This is a genomic window from Streptomyces sp. NBC_00376, from assembly GCF_036077095.1.
Taxonomy (GTDB): domain Bacteria; phylum Actinomycetota; class Actinomycetes; order Streptomycetales; family Streptomycetaceae; genus Streptomyces.
This window is the reverse complement of record NZ_CP107960.1, coordinates 1469849-1486647: the sequence shown is the minus strand read 5'-3', so window position 1 is coordinate 1486647 and position 16799 is coordinate 1469849. Positions and strand designations below refer to the sequence as shown.

Annotated in this window: 15 protein-coding genes; 11 read left to right on the top strand and 4 right to left on the bottom strand. The window is 71.9% G+C overall.

The window, feature by feature from the left end:
• The first annotated feature begins 31 nt into the window (after positions 1 to 31).
• Complete coding sequence (locus OG842_RS06770; protein ID WP_266728410.1) at positions 32 to 538, top strand: DinB family protein; 507 nt, start codon at positions 32 to 34, stop codon at positions 536 to 538.
• A gap of 94 nt (positions 539 to 632) precedes the next feature.
• Here OG842_RS06770 and OG842_RS06765 read toward each other — a convergent pair whose 3' ends face one another.
• Positions 633 to 2069, bottom strand: coding sequence for an amidase (locus OG842_RS06765; protein WP_266728408.1), 1437 nt, complete (start codon positions 2067 to 2069; stop codon positions 633 to 635).
• Between the two features lie 47 nt (positions 2070 to 2116).
• On the opposite strand from OG842_RS06765, the gene OG842_RS06760 reads away from it, so the two are divergent.
• From OG842_RS06760 to OG842_RS06750, 3 genes are read left to right on the top strand one after another with little or no spacing between them, the layout of a single operon-like run.
• Entirely contained in the window at positions 2117 to 2767 is a 651-nt protein-coding gene (locus tag OG842_RS06760; RefSeq protein WP_266728406.1) for a TetR/AcrR family transcriptional regulator, read from the top strand.
• The gene (locus tag OG842_RS06755) at positions 2764 to 3705 is read left to right on the top strand and encodes an alpha/beta fold hydrolase (protein WP_266728404.1); all 942 of its coding nucleotides are present in this window, start codon (positions 2764 to 2766) and stop codon (positions 3703 to 3705) included. The genes OG842_RS06760 and OG842_RS06755 overlap by 4 nt, the downstream gene beginning before the upstream one ends.
• Positions 3706 to 3738: 33 nt before the next feature.
• Positions 3739 to 4293 (top strand): DinB family protein, encoded by a 555-nt coding sequence (locus OG842_RS06750; RefSeq protein WP_266728402.1) that lies wholly within the window; start codon positions 3739 to 3741, stop codon positions 4291 to 4293.
• 67 nt (positions 4294 to 4360) lie between these two features.
• Here the strand turns inward: OG842_RS06750 and OG842_RS06745 are convergent, their stop codons facing one another.
• From OG842_RS06745 to OG842_RS06735, 3 genes are read right to left on the bottom strand one after another with little or no spacing between them, the layout of a single operon-like run.
• On the bottom strand, positions 4361 to 4768 hold the full coding sequence (locus OG842_RS06745) for a GntR family transcriptional regulator (protein ID WP_328512116.1): 408 nt from the start codon (positions 4766 to 4768) through the stop codon (positions 4361 to 4363).
• Between the two features lie 45 nt (positions 4769 to 4813).
• Complete coding sequence (locus OG842_RS06740) at positions 4814 to 5788, bottom strand: ABC transporter permease (RefSeq protein ID WP_266728380.1); 975 nt, start codon at positions 5786 to 5788, stop codon at positions 4814 to 4816.
• Positions 5785 to 6729 (bottom strand): ABC transporter ATP-binding protein, encoded by a 945-nt coding sequence (locus OG842_RS06735; protein ID WP_266728378.1) that lies wholly within the window; start codon positions 6727 to 6729, stop codon positions 5785 to 5787. The genes OG842_RS06740 and OG842_RS06735 overlap by 4 nt, the downstream gene beginning before the upstream one ends.
• Before the next feature lie 206 nt (positions 6730 to 6935).
• Between OG842_RS06735 and OG842_RS06730 the strand changes: the two genes are divergently transcribed.
• The 7 genes from OG842_RS06730 (at position 6936) to asnB (ending at position 16795) form a co-directional block, all read left to right on the top strand.
• Entirely contained in the window at positions 6936 to 7769 is an 834-nt protein-coding gene (locus OG842_RS06730) for a M55 family metallopeptidase (protein ID WP_266728376.1), read from the top strand.
• Positions 7762 to 9105, top strand: a complete 1344-nt coding sequence (locus OG842_RS06725) for a M20/M25/M40 family metallo-hydrolase (RefSeq protein ID WP_266728374.1) — start codon at positions 7762 to 7764, stop codon at positions 9103 to 9105. The genes OG842_RS06730 and OG842_RS06725 overlap by 8 nt, the downstream gene beginning before the upstream one ends.
• Before the next feature lie 21 nt (positions 9106 to 9126).
• Complete coding sequence (locus OG842_RS06720; protein ID WP_266728372.1) at positions 9127 to 11106, top strand: S9 family peptidase; 1980 nt, start codon at positions 9127 to 9129, stop codon at positions 11104 to 11106.
• Positions 11103 to 12047 carry a S66 peptidase family protein gene (locus OG842_RS06715; protein WP_266728371.1) on the top strand — a complete coding sequence of 315 codons (945 nt, stop codon included), beginning with the start codon at positions 11103 to 11105 and terminating at the stop codon, positions 12045 to 12047. Before OG842_RS06720 ends, OG842_RS06715 begins: the two co-directional genes overlap by 4 nt.
• 127 nt (positions 12048 to 12174) lie before the next feature.
• Complete coding sequence (locus OG842_RS06710; protein WP_443063968.1) at positions 12175 to 14004, top strand: CocE/NonD family hydrolase; 1830 nt, start codon at positions 12175 to 12177, stop codon at positions 14002 to 14004.
• A gap of 63 nt (positions 14005 to 14067) precedes the next feature.
• Complete coding sequence (locus tag OG842_RS06705) at positions 14068 to 14631, top strand: GNAT family N-acetyltransferase (RefSeq protein ID WP_266728370.1); 564 nt, start codon at positions 14068 to 14070, stop codon at positions 14629 to 14631.
• Positions 14632 to 14947: 316 nt separating this feature from the next.
• Entirely contained in the window at positions 14948 to 16795 is a 1848-nt protein-coding gene (gene asnB / locus OG842_RS06700; RefSeq protein ID WP_266728368.1) for an asparagine synthase (glutamine-hydrolyzing), read from the top strand.
• Positions 16796 to 16799: the final 4 nt, after the last annotated feature.

Here is a 16799-nt window from a genome sequence, read left to right as displayed (position 1 = left end):
GCACGGCTGCCGTGCTCGGCATGATGACGCCATGAGCGAAGAGCCGAGAAGCAGGCCCCCGCAGGTGGGCGACGAGCGCGCGTCACTGAGCGGATTCCTCCAGTACCAGCGCGAGACCCTGGCCATGAAGTGCGCCGGGCTCACCGGGGCGCAGCTGCGGGAGGCGGCCGTGCCTCCTTCGGACCTGACCCTGCTCGGGCTCGTCCGGCATCTCGCCGAGGTCGAACGGTCCTGGTTCAGGCGGGTGCTGAAGGACGAGGTGGCGCCGCCGCACTGGCCGGGGCCGAACCCCGGCGAGTTCGCCGAGTTCGAGGTGGCGGACGCCGATCCCGAGGAGGCGTTCAGGATCTGGCACGAGGAGTGCGCGCGCTCCCGGGCCACCGTCGAGGCCGCCGAGTCCCTTGACATCACCGGGAGTTACGGCGAAGAGGTGTTCTCGCTGCGCTACATCCTCACGCACATGATCGAGGAGTACGCACGCCACAACGGCCAGGCGGACCTGCTCCGGGAGCGTATCGACGGCGCCACCGGCGAGTAGCCGTACCGGGCCCGGTCGAGTGCAGTGGGCCCGGTGGGGGCCGGTCGGACCCGGGCCCGACCGGCCCATGACCGGACCGGCGGAGGCGGTCCGGTCAGGCCCGGTCCGCCGCCGGTGTCCGTGTCCCGGCTCGCTCGCCGTAGCGGTGGGCCCACGGCAGGGCCTCCTCCAGCCGGGCCGATACGCCGAGCAGGAGATCCTCGCGGCCCCATCCGGCCGTGAGCGAGACCCCCAGCGGCAGGCCCTGCGAACTCCAGCCCAGCGGAAGGCTGATGGCGGGGAACCCGGTGGCGTTCGCCAGGACGGTGTTCCCCGTGAACGCGGTCATCGCGGCAAGCTCCGCCGCCGGGTCCGAGTCGTCACGGAGCCGGCCGACGAGGGTGGGCGGGGCGGTCACGGTCGGGGTGACCACCACGTCCGCTTCTGCGTAGTCGAGCGCCCAGGCGCGGGCGCGGGCCTGGACCGCGCCGATCGAGGCGGCCAGCTCCGCAGCGGTGAACTCCTGTGCACGGGACCGGAGATGGCGGACGATCGGGCGCAGGGCCGACCCGTCGAACGCCATGGTCCTGGACCCCACCAGGGCCGTGAACATCACCTGGAAGCCCTCGATGAGCTCGGGGTCCGGCGCCTGGTCCCGGACGAACACATCATGGCCGAGCCCGGCCAGCGTGCGGGCGGTGAGCTCCGCGGCGGCGGCGACCTCCGGATCCACGGGCGCGCCCGAGACCGACCCCTGGGCGAGCGCGATCCGCAGCCGTGGCAAGGGCGCGTCGCAGGCGCGCTCGTAGCTGCCGACCCGGGGCGGATGCACGGTGCCGGCCCCGGTACGGGTGGTCAGCGCGTCCAGGAACGCGGCGGTGTCGCGGACCGTGCGGGCCAGCGGGCCGCGCACGGAGAGCCCCATCCCGTCATTGCCGGCCGGGCCCGCGGTGACGAGCCCCCGGCTGGGCTTGAGCCCGACCACCCCGCAGGCGCTCGCGGGGGAGCGCACCGAACCGGCGGTGTCGCTGCCCTGCGCGATCGGCACCAGCAGCGCACCGACCGCCGCGCCCGCGCCGCCACTGCTGCCGGCCGCGCTCCGGGCGAGGTCGAACGGGCTGCGTGCCGGGGCGGACACCTCGGGCTCGGTGTAGCAGGCGGCCCCGAACTCGGGAACGGTCGTCTTGCCGAGGCTGATCAGCCCGGCGTCGGCCATGACCTGGACGATCTCGTCGTCGTGCTCCGGAATCCAGTCGCGGAACAGCGCGGAGCCCAGCGTGGTGCGCACCCCCGCGGTGGCCTCCAGGTCCTTGACCGCGGTGGGTACACCGAACAGGCGCGGCAGTCCGGTGCGGTCCGCCGAGCGCAGGACGCGTTCGGCCCCGGCCGCCGCGATGCGGGCCCGGTCGGCCGACACGGTGGTGAACGCCCCTACCCGGTCACCGGCCGCGATCCGGGCCAGCAGGTGGTCCACCACCTCGGTCGGGCTCGTCTCGCCACGCTCGTAGGCGGCGGCCAGCTGTAGAGCCGTGAGGTCGTGCAACTCCGTCATGCGCGCTCCCATTGAAGTTTCGTTACGCGTATCGATATGGTGCGGGCATGGTGGTCGAGAAGGCAAGCACTCCCAAGAGCGGCCGTCCCCGGGCGGTGACGCTCGACGCGATCCTGGACGCGGCGACCGAGCTGGCCGACGACCGGGGGCTCGATGCCGTGACCTTCCGCGCGCTGGCCGACCGGCTGGAGGTGTCACCGATGGCGATCCACCGCACGACGGGCGGCATCGACGCGCTCCAGCACGCGCTGGTGTCCCGGATCGTCGGCGAGGTGACCCGGTCGGTGGACTGGCCGCAGGACTGGCGCGGCATCCTCCGGCTCTTCGCCGAAACGCTCCACGACCTGCTCATGCGGCACCCCGTCATCCTTGAGGCGCACCGCCGCGCCTCGCTCGTCGGGCCCGGCGCCGACGACGTCGCGTACCGGGTCGTGGCGGCGCTGCGCGACGCGGGGCTCGACGAGGAGGCCGCCGCGTACGCGTACGGCACCCTGCACGACTTCGTCACCGGCCATGTGGCGATCCGCCTCGGCCGAGGCGACCTGGAACTGCACCAGCTTCCGCCGGAACTACGGGCCGCGTCGGTGTTCGCGGACCACCACGACTACGACCGCCGGTTCTCCTTCGGCCTCGACTTCGTCATCGGCGGGATCGCCGCCGCTGCCGCCACCCCCGTATCCCACGAGGAGCAGAGATGACCCCCTCCCCGCAGGACCTGCCGAAGACCTCGCAGACGCCGAAGACGCGGGAGGCGGAGCTGCCCGAGACGGACCCGACCGTGACCGACCTGCCCGAGACGCACCGTCTGACGGCCCCGGGCGGGCGCCGCATCGCGTACTGCTCGTACGGCGACCCCGCCGCCCCGCCCGTGATCGTGCTCCACGGCACCCCCGGCAGCCGCTACGAGGGGCTCGCGCTGCGGCAGGCGGCGACGGACGCGGGCCTGCATCTGGTCTTCCCGGACCGTCCGGGCTATGGCGGGACCGACCCCGTACCCGGTCGCGGCTTCCACCGCTGGAACGACGACTTCGTGGCCCTGCTCGACCACCTCGGCCACGAGCGGGCCACGCTCGTGGCGATCTCGGGCGGCGGCGGGTACGCGCTCTCGGCGGCCCAGCAGCACCCCGGGCGGGTCACGCGGCTGATCCTCGCGTGCGCCGCCGTCCCCGGAGCGCCCCGCTCGGCGTACGCGCGCCGGATTCCGCTGGTCAAGTGGCTGAACCGGATCGTAGTCTGGGCCCCGGTGATCGCCCGGCCGATGCTCGCGGGGAAGGGGATCTTCAAGAAGACGAGGCGCGAGCCGAACCTCGACGCCTGGCCCCGCTCCGACCGGCTGATCATGAGCACCCCGGCTTTCCGGGCCCTGTCCGAGGTGGACACCGCCGAGGGGCAGCGCCAGGGCGTGGACGCGGCCGTCACCGACCTCGCCGGCTACTCGCGCCCGCTGCCGGACCCGCTGGGCTCGGTCTCCGTACCGACCCTGTTCCTCCATGGCGACGCGGACGGCAACGTCCCCGTCGAGGTGGCGCGCTGGGCGCACGCGCAGATCCCGGGTGCCGAGCTGCGCACCGTCCCCGACGGCGGTCATCTGTTCCTGCTCGCGGACCCGGAGCCGCTCCTGCGGGAATTGACCTGAGCCGGTGGGGCCGGTGGTGTGAGGATGGCCGCCATGACATGGACGGCACCTCACATCGAACGCACGACGGACGACGGCGACCAGCTGAACGTTCCGAGCGCGGCGGACGAGCGGGTCATGCTGGAGGGCTGGCTCCGGTGGCACCGCGAGACGCTGCTCACCAAGTGCGCAGGGCTGACCCCGGTACAGCTCGCCCGCACCACCGCCCAGCCCTCCGGCCTCACGCTCCTCGGCCTGGTGCGGCACATGGCGGAGATCGAACGCTGGTGGTTCCGCCGGAGCTTCGCTGGTGAGCCGATCGGTGATGTCTTCACCGGTCCGGGCGACGGCGACGAGGGGATCGAAGGCGTCGACGCCGCCCACGCCGAGCGCGACTTCGCCACCTACCGTGCCGAGACCGAGGCGTGCGAGGCCGCGGTGGCGGGGCGCGGCCTCGACGAGACCTTCGTGTACGCCACCCGGGGCCGGACCGTCAGCCTGCGCTGGGTGTACCTGGTGATGATCCAGGAGTACGCCCGCCACAACGGCCACGCGGACCTGCTGCGCGAGCGGACCGACGGCGCCACGGGCGACTACCCCGCACCGTGATGAAGGTGGCCGGCCCCCCACCGGGGGACCGGCCACCACTTGTCCACGAGGCGTACGGCGCCGCGCCTCAGCCGGTGTCCGCCCCGGCCGGATACACGGCCGCGAAGGCCGACCGGAAGAGGGCGTCGACCTCCGGACCGCTGAGGCCCTGTGCCCGTGCCTGGTCCAGCCACTCGGTGAGTGACGTGCGCAAGGGGGAGTCGGCGCCCGCCTGGGGCGGGACGAGGGAGCGAGTGATGAAGGTGCCTGCCCCCTGCCGGACCTCGGCGAGCCCCGCGCGCTCCAGCTCGCGGTACGCCTTGAGGGTGGTGTTCGGGTTGACCTTGGTCTCGGCCGCCACCTGAGCGGCCGTGGGCAGCCGGTCCCCCTCCTCCAGGGCACCCATGCGCAGCGCCTGTTCGACCTGCCGCACGATCTGGAGGTATGTCGCCACTCCGCTGCGCCGGTCGATACGGAACACGACCACTGCCGTCACCTCCGGTTCGAACGCCGAAACCCCGAGTACCTGCGTCGGCAGGTCCTAGAGGGGCCGACGGGACACCTGCCACAGGACGAACGCGGTGAGCACGACGGTACCCGCGAGCAGGATGCCCGCCCCGGTCCACTGCATGGCCGGCATCTGGTCGAAGCCGAGGTACTCGTACACATTGTTGACGATGCCGTGCTCCTTGACGCACGCGTCGGAGGCCGCCTCGGTCTCTTTGGCGCACAGGCCCCAGCCGTAGAGATGGCCGTCGGCGGAGCCGATCCAGCGGTCCACCTCGAACGACTCGTTGAGCCGGGCGGGCATGTCCGCTTCGAGCGGGTAGGTGATCGTCCGGGTCGGGGCGAGGTGGACGATCATCGCGTCCCAGACGACCCCGACGGCCCCGGCGAGGACGAAGGTGATCGCCATGGACATCAGGACGCGGCGGACCAGCACACCGACGGTGATGCCGACGGCGGTCATGAAGAGACAGAGCGCGGGGAGCACCGGACCGGTGGCATCGAACACCGACCCGTCCGACCACTGGCTGGGGAACACCGAACGGTAGGGCTTCCACCACCAGGTGAACAGCGCCGAGAGCACGACGGTGGTCACGAGCACCGACGCGTAGATCCAGGCGAACTTCGTCGCCACCCAGCGCAAGCGTGACACCGACTGGGTGGTGACCAGCTGCGCGGTGCCCTGTTCCTGGTCTCCCGAGATGAGCGGGGCGCCGACGAAGACGGCGAGGATCAGCGGCAGTCCGCCCAGCGCGGTGAGGACCAGACCCACACTGTCCGAGTCGAACATCGGCTGCGCCAGCTCCTTCCCCGGCCAGCCCGCGGCGTCCAGGATGTCCTTCATGTGGCCGCGCTCGTAGACGAGCCAGACCGAGCCGAGGACCGTCAGGGCGAGCAGGCTGAGCAGCGCGGCCCGGTGCTGGCGCGCGACGAGCCAGCTCAGCCCGCGCAGCATGCGGGGCCGGGGGGTGCGCCCGGTCCGGGGCGCGTCGGTCAGGGTGGTGCTCATGAGGTGTGGCTCCCTTCGGCCTCGATACGGGCACCGGGCGTGAACAGCGGGGGCGCGTCCGGCGCGCGGAGATGCGCCAGCAGCACCTCCTCCAGGCTCGGTTCGGCGACCACCCAGTCACCCGGCAGCGGGCCGTTCGGGCGGATCAGCGCGTGGAACTGCCGGCCCTGGACGCGGTACTCGATCACGGTGTGCGGTGCCAGCGCGGCGGCCGGGTCACCGTTTGTGGCGAGTCCGGTCACCAGCGAGTGGGCCGGGACGAGCGCGTCCGCGTCGCCCGCCATCCGGATCCTGCCGTCGGCGAGGACGAGCAGGTAGTCGCACATGTCCTCCAGTTCGGAGAGCATGTGGGAGGACATCACGACCGTGGTCCCGCGCTCGACGGCCTCCGACATCAGCAGGGTGCTCATGTCGTGGCGGGCCAGCGGGTCGAGGTCGGACATCGGCTCGTCGAGCAGCAGCAGATCGGGCCGCTTGCCGAAGGCCAGGGCGAACGCGACCCGGGTGCGCTGGCCGCCGGAGAGCGTGCCGACCCGGGCGTCCATCGGCACCTGTCCGGACCGCACGATCCGCTCCGCCGCGGCCATGTCCCAGCCGGGGTTGAGCTCGGCGCCCATGCGCAGCGTCTCGGCCACGGTGAACCGCTTGAACAGCGGCTTGTCCTGGCCGAGGAACGCGAACTTCGGCATGACCTCGGGGTCGTCCACGGGTACGCCGAAGATCCGGAGGTCACCTCCCGTGGGCTGCACCTGACGGGTCGCGATCCCCAACAGGGTGCTCTTTCCCGCTCCGTTGGGGCCGACGAGGCCGCAGATCCGGCCGGCCGGCAGCCGGAACGAGATGTCCTGCAGCGCCCAGCCGCGACGGTAGCGCTTACCCAGACCGCGGGCCTCCAGGGCCCATGCTCCGGACCCGCCGTCCGGAGTGAATGCGTCTGCCATGCACCTAGCCTCAATTCCATTAGTCAATTAATGGAATCATGGTCTGGGGTGGTGGAAAGTGTCAAGGTGCGCCGGGTGGCCTCCCTGGCGGGATGTCCGTGATGCGGCTGTTCGGGGTGTGCGTCGCACTCTCTTCGGAGGACTGGACCATTGAACGTCTCTGTGGCTCTGGCCTGGCGGTTCCCGGGCGCGTAGCGTGACCCGGCATGAAGATCCTGATCAGCGCGGACATGGAAGGCGCCACCGGTGTGACCTGGCCGGGCGATGTGCTGCCGGGCACTCCCCAATGGGAGCGGTGCCGTTCCATGTTCACCTCCGACGTGAACGCGGCGGCGCTCGGCTTCTACGACGGCGGCGCGGACGAGGTCCTCGTCAACGAGGCCCACTGGTCCATGCGCAACCTCCTGCTGGAACGGCTCGACGACCGGGTCCAGATGCTCACCGGCCGGCACAAATCCCTCTCCATGGTCGAGGGCGTCCAGCACGGTGACGTCGACGCCATCGCCTTCATCGGCTACCACACGGGCGCCGGTGCGGAGGGCGTGCTCGCGCACACCTATCTCGCCAACTCCATCACCGGGGTCTGGCTCAACGGCGCCCGCGCGAGCGAGGGGCTGCTGAACGCGCATGTGGTGGCCGAGTACGGGGTGCCCGTCGTCCTCGTCACCGGCGACAACCTGACCTGCGTGGACGCCGAGGGCTACGCCCCCCGGGCCCGCAAGGTCGCCGTCAAGGACTACGTGTCGCGGTACGCGGCCGTCTGCCGCACCCCGGCCCGTACCGCCGCCGACATCCGCGCCGCCGCGAAGGAAGCCGCCGCGCTCGCCGTGCGGCACACACCGGTGGAGGGCGGACCCTTCACCGTGGAGCTGGAGTTCGACGCCGAGCACCTGGCCCAGGCGGCCACCGTCGTCCCCGGCGTGGCGGCCAGTGGCGAACGGCGCGTCGCCTACACCAGCGCGACGATGTACGAAGGAATCCGCACGTTCAAGGCGGTGACGACGATCGTTTCGTCCGCCGTGGAGGAGCAGTATGGCTGAGCCGACCGGCCCCCGGGAAAGCGTCGACCAGCAGGCGCTGGACGAATCGGTGACGTTCACCTCCGAACTGATCCGGATCGACACCACCAACCGCGGCGGCGGCGACTGCCGGGAGCGCCCGGCCGCCGAGTACGTCGCCGAACGGCTGGCCGCCGCCGGTCTTGAGCCCACCCTGCTGGAGCGCACCCCCGGACGTACCAATGTGGTCGCCCGGATCCCCGGCACCGATCCGTCCGCCGACGCCCTGCTCGTCCACGGCCACCTCGACGTGGTCCCGGCCGAGGCGGCCGACTGGACCGTGCACCCCTTCTCCGGCGAGGTCCGCGACGGAGTCGTCTGGGGACGCGGCGCCATCGACATGAAGAACATGGACGCGATGGTCCTGGCCGTCGTACGCGCCTGGGCGCGGGCCGGCATCCGGCCCCGCCGCGACATCGTGATCGCGTACACCGCCGACGAGGAGGCGAGCGCGGAGGACGGCTCCGGCTTCCTCGCCGACCGGCACGCCGGGCTCTTCGAGGGCTGCACGGAGGGCATCAGCGAATCCGGCGCCTTCACCTTCCACGCCGGACCCGACCTGCCGCTCTACCCGATCGCCGCCGGTGAACGCGGCACCGCCTGGCTGAAGCTCACCGCACACGGCAAGGCCGGGCACGGCTCCAAGGTCAACAGGAACAACGCGGTCAGCTCCCTCGCCGCCGCCGTGGCCCGGATCGGCGAGCACGAATGGCCCGTCCGGCTCACTTCGACGGTCCGTGCCGCGCTCACCGAGATCGCCGCGCTGCACGGCATCCACCCCGACCTGGACGCCCCCGGCTTCGACGTCGACGAACTGCTCGGCAAGCTCGGCACCGCCGCCGACCTGGTCGCTCCGACCGTCCGCAACAGCTCCAACCCGACCATGCTGGAGGCCGGGTACAAGGTCAACGTGATCCCGGGCCACGCCACCGCCTTCATCGACGGCCGGATGGTGCCCGGCGGCGAGGACGAGTTCCACGCCACCCTGGACCGGCTGACCGGCCCCGACGTCGACTGGGAGTTCCACCACCGCGAGGTCCCGCTCCAGGCCCCGGTCGACTCGCCGACCTTCGCGAAGCTGCGCGCCGCGATCGAATGCTTCGACCCGGCCGGCCGCACCGTCCCGTACTGCATGTCGGGCGGCACGGACGCCAAGCAGTTCTCCCGGCTGGGCATCACCGGCTACGGCTTCTCACCGCTGAAGCTGCCCGTCGGCTTCGACTACCAGGCGCTGTTCCACGGCGTCGACGAACGTGTCCCCGTCGACGCCCTGCACTTCGGAGTCCGGGTCCTCGACCACTACCTGCGTACTGCCTGACCGCTACAGGGGGAATCGATCATGCTGCCCACCGGGGCTCACGGAACCTGGCCGTCGCCGATCGACGCCGCGCTCGCCGCCTCCCACGACGGACGCCCGGAGTACGTCGGCACCGTCGGGGACGAGGTGTGGTGGACGGAGCCGCGCCCGGCCGAGGCGGGCCGCCGCGCCCTGGTCCGCCGACGGGCGGACGGGAGCACCGACAGCGTGCTGCCCGCACCGTGGAACGTACGGAGCCGGGTCATCGAGTACGGCGGAGTGCCGTGGGCAGGCACCGCGCGGACCGAGGGCGGCCCGCTGATCGTCTTCGTCCACTTCGCCGACCAGCGGCTGTACGCCTACGCCCCCGACGGGCCGGGCGAACCCGTGCCGCTCACCCCGGCCACGGCCACCGGCGGCGGGCTGCGCTGGGCCGACCCGCAGCTCCACCCCGACCGGGGCGAAGTGTGGTGCGTCCTGGAGGAGTTCACCGGCGAGGGCCCCACCGAGCTGCGCCGGGTGATCGCCGCTGTACCCCTGGACGGCTCGGCCGCCGACGACCGCGGCGCGGTACGTGAACTCACCGACGACAGCAGCCGGTTCGTCACCGGGCCGAAGCTCTCGCCCGACGGGCGGCAGGCGGCCTGGATCGCCTGGGACCATCCCCGGATGCCGTGGGACGGCACCGAGGTGATGCTCGCGGACGTCGCCGCGGACGGCACCTTCCACCACCCCCGGTCCTTCGCCGGCGGCCCCGAGGAATCGGTGCCGCAGATCGAGTGGGGCGCCGACGGGCAACTGCTCCTCGCCAGCGACCACAGTGGCTGGTGGAACCTCTACCGGGCCGATCCGGACCGGGGCATGGTCGCGCTCTGCCCCCGTGAGCAGGAGTTCGCCGGACCGCTCTGGAAGATCGGGCTCAGCTGGTTCCGGTCGCTGGACAACGGGCTGATCGCCACCATCCACGGCAAGGGCACCACCACGCTCGGCATCCTCGACCCGCAGACCGGCGAACTCGTCGACGCCGCCGGACCCTGGACCGAATGGGCCGAGACGCTCGCCGTGCACGGCAGCCGGGTCTTCGGCGTCGCGGCGAGCCCGTACAGCGCGTTCGAGGTGGTGGAGCTGGACACCGCGACGGGCCGCACCCGGGTCATCGGGGCGCCGCACAAGGACGCCGTCGACCCCGCGTACTACCCCCGCCCCGAGGACCGCACCTTCACCGGGCCCGACGGACGCGAGATCCACGCCCACATCTACCCGCCGCGCAACCCCGACCGGACCGGCCCCGAGGACGAGCGGCCGCCCTACGTGGTCTGGGCGCACGGCGGCCCCACCGGCCACGCCGCACTCGTGCTCGACCTGGAGATCGCCTACTTCACCTCGCGCGGCATCGGCGTCGCCGAGGTCAACTACGGTGGCTCCACCGGCTACGGCAGGGCCTACCGCAACCGGCTGCGCGAACAGTGGGGCGTCGTCGACGTCGAGGACTGCGCGGCCGTCGCCGAGTCGCTGGCCGACGAGGGCACGGCCGACCGGCGGCGGCTCGCCGTCCGGGGCGGCAGCGCCGGCGGCTGGACCACCGCGGCCTCACTGACCGGCACCGATGTCTACGCCTGCGGGACGATCATCTACCCCATCCTCGACCTGACCGGCTGGGGAACGGACGAGACCCACGACTTCGAGTCGCGGTACCTGGAGTCCCTGGTGGGCCCGCTCGCCGAAGTCCCGGAACGCTACCGCGAACGCTCGCCGGTCGGCCGCGTCGACCGGCTGGCCACCCCCTTCCTGCTGCTCCAGGGGCTGGACGACCCGATCTGCCCGCCCGTCCAGTGCGAGCGGTTCCTGGCCGCGCTCGACGGACGCGGCATCCCGCACGCCTACCTCACCTTCGAGGGCGAGGGACACGGGTTCCGGCGCGCCGACACCATGATCCGCGCCCTGGAGGCCGAACTCTCCCTGTACGCACAGACCTTCGGGATCGACCGCACCGACGTACCGCGGCTGGAGCTGAAGAAGTGACCCTCGCACCGCTGACCCGTCCGGCCCGGCTGCGCCCGGGAGCCAGGATCGCCGTCGTGTCACCGAGCGGGCCGGTGCCCGCCGACCGCCTCGAAGCGGGCCTGGACATCCTGCGCGGCTGGGGCCTGGAGCCCGTCGAGGCACCACACGCCCGCGACGTCCACCCGGAGCTGGACTACCTCGGCGGCACGGACGGGGCGAGGGCCAGGGATCTTCAGGAGGCCTGGTGCGACCCGTCCGTGGACGCGGTGATCTGCGCCCGGGGCGGGTACGGCGTGCACCGGATGGTCGACCTGGTCGACTGGGCGGCGATGCGCGCGGCCGGGCCCAAGGTGTTCATCGGCTACAGCGACATCACCGTGCTCCACGAGGCGTTCGCGCAGCGCATGGGGCTCGCCACCCTGCACGGCCCGATGGCCGGCACCGAGACCTTCCTCAAGGACCCGGACACCCAGGAGTCCCTGCGGGCCACCCTGTTCGAGCCGGAATCGGTGCGGACCCTCGGCCTGCCCGCGGCGCGGGCGCTGGTCCCCGGCCGGGCCCGCGGGATCACCTACGGCGGCTGTGTCAGCCTGCTCGCCGCCGACCTCGGCGCACCGCACGCCCGGACCTCGGCCCGGGGCGGGCTGCTGGTGATCGAGGACACCACCGAGGACCCGTACAGCATCGACCGCATCCTCACCCAACTGCTGCGGGCCGGGGCGCTCGACGGGATCGCGGGGGTGGCCTGCGGCTCATGGGCGGGCTGCGGCCCGTACGAGGAGGTGCGGGCCGTGCTCGCCGACCGGCTCGGCCCGCTGGGCGTACCCGTCGTCGAGGAGCTGGGCTTCGGGCACGGCCCGACGACGCTCACGGTCCCGCTCGGTGTGCCCGCCGTGCTGGACGCCCCGGCCGACGGCGGCCCCGCCACCCTGACCGTCGAGGTGCCCGCACTGCGCTGAACGGCGGCGAATCGTAAAGAAGTTGGGCATCGTTCGGGAAACGTCGTTCCGGTCGTTGACATCACTATGACACGTGTCACAGCATGAGCGCGATTCATTACTTACTGGTTGGTAAGTCGCCCTCGGTGTGGAGGTCTTCGTGTCGCGTGCTGTTCCCCGCCCCCGGTCCGGCTATCGGACGTTCTCCCGGAAGTCGGTCGCGTACGTGGCCGGGGCCGCGCTCGCCGCACCACTGGTCCTCACCGGTGCGGCGCGCGCGACCGCGGCCGAGCCTTCCCAATACACCGTCACCCCGCTGAAGTTCACCATCCAGGCGGGCGGCCGTTCCTGCACCGTCGACGCCGATCTGTACCGTCCCGCCGGGGCCGACGCGCAGCATCCGGCCCCCGCCGTGCTCGCCACCAACGGCTTCGGCGGCAGCAAGTCGGACGGCTCGACCGACGCCATCGGCAAGGCCTTCGCCTCCCGCGGCTATGTCGGCCTCGTCTACTCCGGCCTCGGCTTCGGCAAGTCGGGCTGTCTCATCACCCTCGACGACCCGGCCGTCGACGGCAAGGCGGCCGCCGGGCTCATCGACTTCCTCGCCGGGACCCGCGCCGCCGACGACGGAACCAAGGCCGACTACGTCACCCGGGACGGCAGCGGCGACCCCAGGGTCGGCATGATCGGCGGCTCGTACGGCGGGGCCATCCAGATGGCCACCGCGGCCGTCGACCGGCGCGTGGACGCCCTCGTACCGCTGATCACCTGGAACGACCTCGCGTACGCGCTCGCCCCGAACAACGCCGGAACCCGTGAAGGCGTCTCGTCCGACACCGCCGGGGTCTTCAAATGGCAGTGGACCAACGGCTTCTACCTCATGGGGGAGGGGCAGGCGATCCTCAACGCGAGCCTCGACCCGTCCCGGTTCAACAGCCTCACCTGCCTGCACTTCGCGTCCAAGGCGTGCGACACCATCCGGCTGCTCAACTCCGGCCGCTACCCGGCCGACCGGACCACCGAGATGCTCGACTACGCGCGCAGCGTCTCGCCCGTCGACTACCTCGGCAAGGTCGAGGCGCCCACCCTGCTCGTCCAGGGCCAGGCCGACAGCCTGTTCAACCTGAACGAGGCCACCGCCACGTACAAGACCCTCAAGGCACAGGGCACCACGGCCAAGATGATCTGGCAGGCCTGGGGCCACAGCGGCGGGCAGGTGCCCGGTGAACTCGACCTGGGCAAAGGCAATTTGGAGACCAGCTACGTGGGGCAGCGCGTCCTCGCCTGGTTCGACCGCTACCTCCAGCACCGGAAGAACACCGACACCGGGCCCGACTTCGCCTACTACCGCGACTGGCAGAGCGGATACGGCACCGCGGACTCCGTACCCGCGCTCTCGCAGAAGCTGTACCTGTCCGGCGACGGGAAACTCGTCGACAACCGGTCCAAGGTCGCCCGGGGCAGCCGCCAGTACGCCAACTGGCTCGTGCCCACCAGCCATTCGGAGAGCTCGCTCGCCGGACTGATCGGGCTGCCCGACCCCAAGCCCTATGACACCAAGGGCACCTACCTCGGCTGGACCAGCGCCCCGCTTACCTCGCCCCTCGATGTCGTCGGCGCCCCGAAGGCCACCCTGAAGGTCGTCTCGCCGAAGACGGAGCGGGTCCAGAACAGCGGCGACGCCGCCGACAAGCTCGTTCTGTTCGCCAAGGTGTACGACGTCGCCCCGGACGGCGGCAGGACGCTGGTGAACCGGCTGGTCTCCCCGGTGCGGGTGCCGGACGTCACCCGCCCGTTCACCGTGCAACTCCCGGGTGTCGTCCACCGGTACGAAGCGGGCCACCGGCTCGAATTCGTGATCGCGGCGAGCGACAGCGCGTACTCGGGCAACCGGGGGATCAAGCCGGTCACGGTGGTCAGCGCCCCGGAGGACACCGGTGTGCTGGAGCTTCCGGCGGTCGGCGGCCCGCTGAAGTGAGGCCGTCGGCCGGGTGACGGGTCCGGACGCTCCGAGAGCGTTCGGACGCTCTAAGCTGCCGGGATGCCTGAAAGCGACTACCTGGCCGTGGGGCGGCGCACGGCGATCCGCCCCATCACGCAGGCCGATGCCGAGGAGTTCACCACCCGGGCGCGGGAGAGCCGGGACACGCACCGCCCCTGGCTCTTCCCGCCCGACGACGCCCGCGCGTACGCCGCCTACGCGGGCCGGCTGATCGACGACCCCACGAAGGCCGGCTTCCTCGTCTGCGAACGCGGCGGCTGCAGCACTTCCGCCGACCCGATCGCGGGGTTCATCAACATCAACAACATCGTCGCCGGAGGGTTCCGCTGCGGCGCGCTCGGCTACGGGGCCTTCGCCCACGCGCTGGGACGCGGTCTGATGAGCGAAGGGCTGGAACTGGTCCTGCGCTACGCCTTCGGGCCGCTCGGGCTGCACCGCCTCGAAGCCAACATCCAGCCCGGGAACGAGGGCTCGCTCGCCCTGGTGCGACGGGCCGGATTCCGCCTCGAAGGCTTCTCGCCGGAATTCCTCTTCATCGACGGAGCCTGGCGCGACCACGAGCGGTGGGCGATCACGGCCGAGATGGCCGGACAGAAGTCCTGAACGCGGCGGATGTGCCGCGGGCACCGGTCGGCGGGCGTGCCCGGCCGGCCGGTGCACCCCACTGGCCCACTCGGGGTTGGGCAAGTCTTTGCCGATGGCCGATTAGGGTCCCCGCCGGGCCCACAAGCCCTTCCCGCACGGGTTCCGGCGCACGGCACTCCGTACAGGAAGCGGAAAAACGCGGCCGAAAGCATGGGGGCGCGCCGCCGTCCGGGTAACGACCGTGTTGACCGTACGCAATCGCAGGAAGAGGCTCGTCATATAGCTGCTAGATACAAGTGGTTCTGCCGGGCGGGACCGGATCGGGAGGACGCGTATGTGTGGCATCACGGGCTGGGTCTCCTTCGACCGCGATCTACGGGAGGCGGAGGCGGCCGCGACCCTGGACGCGATGACGCAGACCATGTCGTGCCGGGGCCCCGACGACCGGGGGACCTGGACCGACGGGCACGCCTCGCTCGGACACCGGCGGCTCGCGATCATCGACCTCCCCGGCGGTCGCCAGCCCATGACCGTCGACACCCCCGAGGGGCCGGTCGCCCTCGTCTACTCCGGCGAGGCGTACAACTTCACCGGACTGCGCGGCGAGCTGACCGCCCGCGGGCACCGGTTCACCACCGACTCGGACACCGAGGTCGTGCTGCGCGGGTACCTGGAGTGGGGCGAGGCCCTCGCCGAGCGGCTCAACGGCATGTACGCCTTCGCGCTCTGGGACGGCCGCCACGACCGGCTCGTCATGATCCGCGACCGGATGGGCGTCAAGCCCTTCTACTACTGGCCGACCCCCGACGGTGTGCTCTTCGGCTCGGAGCCCAAGGCCATCCTCGCCAACCCGCTGGCCCGCCCCCGGGTGACCCTCGACGGGCTGCGGGAGCTCTTCACCGTCGTCAAGACCCCGGGCCACGCCGTCTGGGACGGCATGTACGAGGTGGAGCCCGGCACGGTCGTCACCGTGGACCGACGCGGCCTGCACCGGCACGTCTACTGGCGACTGGAGACCCGCCCGCACACCGACGACCGCGACACCACGATCGCCACCGTACGGTCACTGCTCGACGACATCGTCCGCCGCCAGCTGGTCTCAGACGTACCCCGCTGCGTCCTGCTCTCCGGCGGACTCGACTCCTCGGCGGTCACCGCGCTCGCCGCCCGGCAGCTCGCCGAGAGCGGCGAGAAGGTCCGCACCTTCGCCGTCGACTTCGTGGGACGCACCGAGAACTTCGTCCCCGACGAGCTGCGCACCACCCCCGACACCCCGTTCGTGCACGACGTGGCCCAGCGGTCGGGCACCCTGCACCGGGACATCGTGCTCGACCCCGACACCCTCGCCGACCCGGAGGTACGGGCCAGGATGATCCGGGCCCGGGACCTGCCCATGGGCTTCGGCGACATGGACGCCTCGCTCTATCTGCTCTTCCGGGCCATCCGCGAGCACTCGACCGTCGCCCTGTCCGGCGAGTCCGCCGACGAGGTCTTCGGCGGCTACCTCCAGTTCTTCGACGAGCGGGCCCGCACCGCCGACACCTTCCCGTGGCTGGTACGGATGGCCGAGCACTTCGGCGAGGACTCGGACGTGCTCCGTGACGACCTCGGCCGCGCCCTCGACCTGGAGGGCTACGTCCGCCGCAGTTACGGGGCCGCCGTCGCCGGCATCGAACGGCTCCCCGGCGAGAGCGACTTCGAGTACCGCATGCGCAGGATCTGCCACCTCCACCTGACCCGCTTCGTGCGCGTCCTGCTCGACCGCAAGGACCGGGCGAGCATGGCCGTCGGCCTGGAGGTCCGGGTGCCGTTCTGCGACCACCGGCTCGTCGAGTACGTCTACAACGCGCCCTGGGCCCTCAAGTCCTTCGACGGCAGGGAGAAGAGCCTGCTGCGCGAGGCCACCGCCGATGTGCTGCCCCGGTCGGTGTACGACAGGACCAAGAGCCCCTACCCGTCGACCCAGGACCCCAAGTACGCCCTGGCCCTGCAGGAGCAGGCCCGCGAGCTGCTCGCCCGTCCGGACCACCGCGTGTTCGACCTGATCGACCGCGACCGGCTCCGCAGGGCGGCCGACCACGGCGCGCCCCAGATCACCGCGGCCTCCCGCCGCGGCCTGGAACGCACCCTGGATCTCGCCACCTGGCTGGACCTGTACGAACCCGAGCTGATACTCGGCTGAGCGG

Bases quoted from the DNA above. Each gene is read 5' to 3' on its own strand.
- OG842_RS06705 (WP_266728370.1), top strand. From the start codon at position 14,068: ATGCCTGAAAGCGACTACCTGGCCGTGGGGCGGCGCACGGCGATCCGC.
- OG842_RS06760 (WP_266728406.1), top strand. From the start codon at position 2,117: ATGGTGGTCGAGAAGGCAAGCACTCCCAAGAGCGGCCGTCCCCGGGCG.
- OG842_RS06720 (WP_266728372.1), top strand. From the start codon at position 9,127: ATGCTGCCCACCGGGGCTCACGGAACCTGGCCGTCGCCGATCGACGCC.
- OG842_RS06725 (WP_266728374.1), top strand. From the start codon at position 7,762: ATGGCTGAGCCGACCGGCCCCCGGGAAAGCGTCGACCAGCAGGCGCTG.
- OG842_RS06740 (WP_266728380.1), bottom strand. From the start codon at position 5,788: ATGAGCACCACCCTGACCGACGCGCCCCGGACCGGGCGCACCCCCCGG.
- asnB (WP_266728368.1), top strand. From the start codon at position 14,948: ATGTGTGGCATCACGGGCTGGGTCTCCTTCGACCGCGATCTACGGGAG.
- OG842_RS06735 (WP_266728378.1), bottom strand. From the start codon at position 6,729: ATGGCAGACGCATTCACTCCGGACGGCGGGTCCGGAGCATGGGCCCTG.
- OG842_RS06750 (WP_266728402.1), top strand. From the start codon at position 3,739: ATGACATGGACGGCACCTCACATCGAACGCACGACGGACGACGGCGAC.
- OG842_RS06765 (WP_266728408.1), bottom strand. From the start codon at position 2,069: ATGACGGAGTTGCACGACCTCACGGCTCTACAGCTGGCCGCCGCCTAC.
- OG842_RS06770 (WP_266728410.1), top strand. From the start codon at position 32: ATGAGCGAAGAGCCGAGAAGCAGGCCCCCGCAGGTGGGCGACGAGCGC.
- OG842_RS06730 (WP_266728376.1), top strand. From the start codon at position 6,936: ATGAAGATCCTGATCAGCGCGGACATGGAAGGCGCCACCGGTGTGACC.
- OG842_RS06755 (WP_266728404.1), top strand. From the start codon at position 2,764: ATGACCCCCTCCCCGCAGGACCTGCCGAAGACCTCGCAGACGCCGAAG.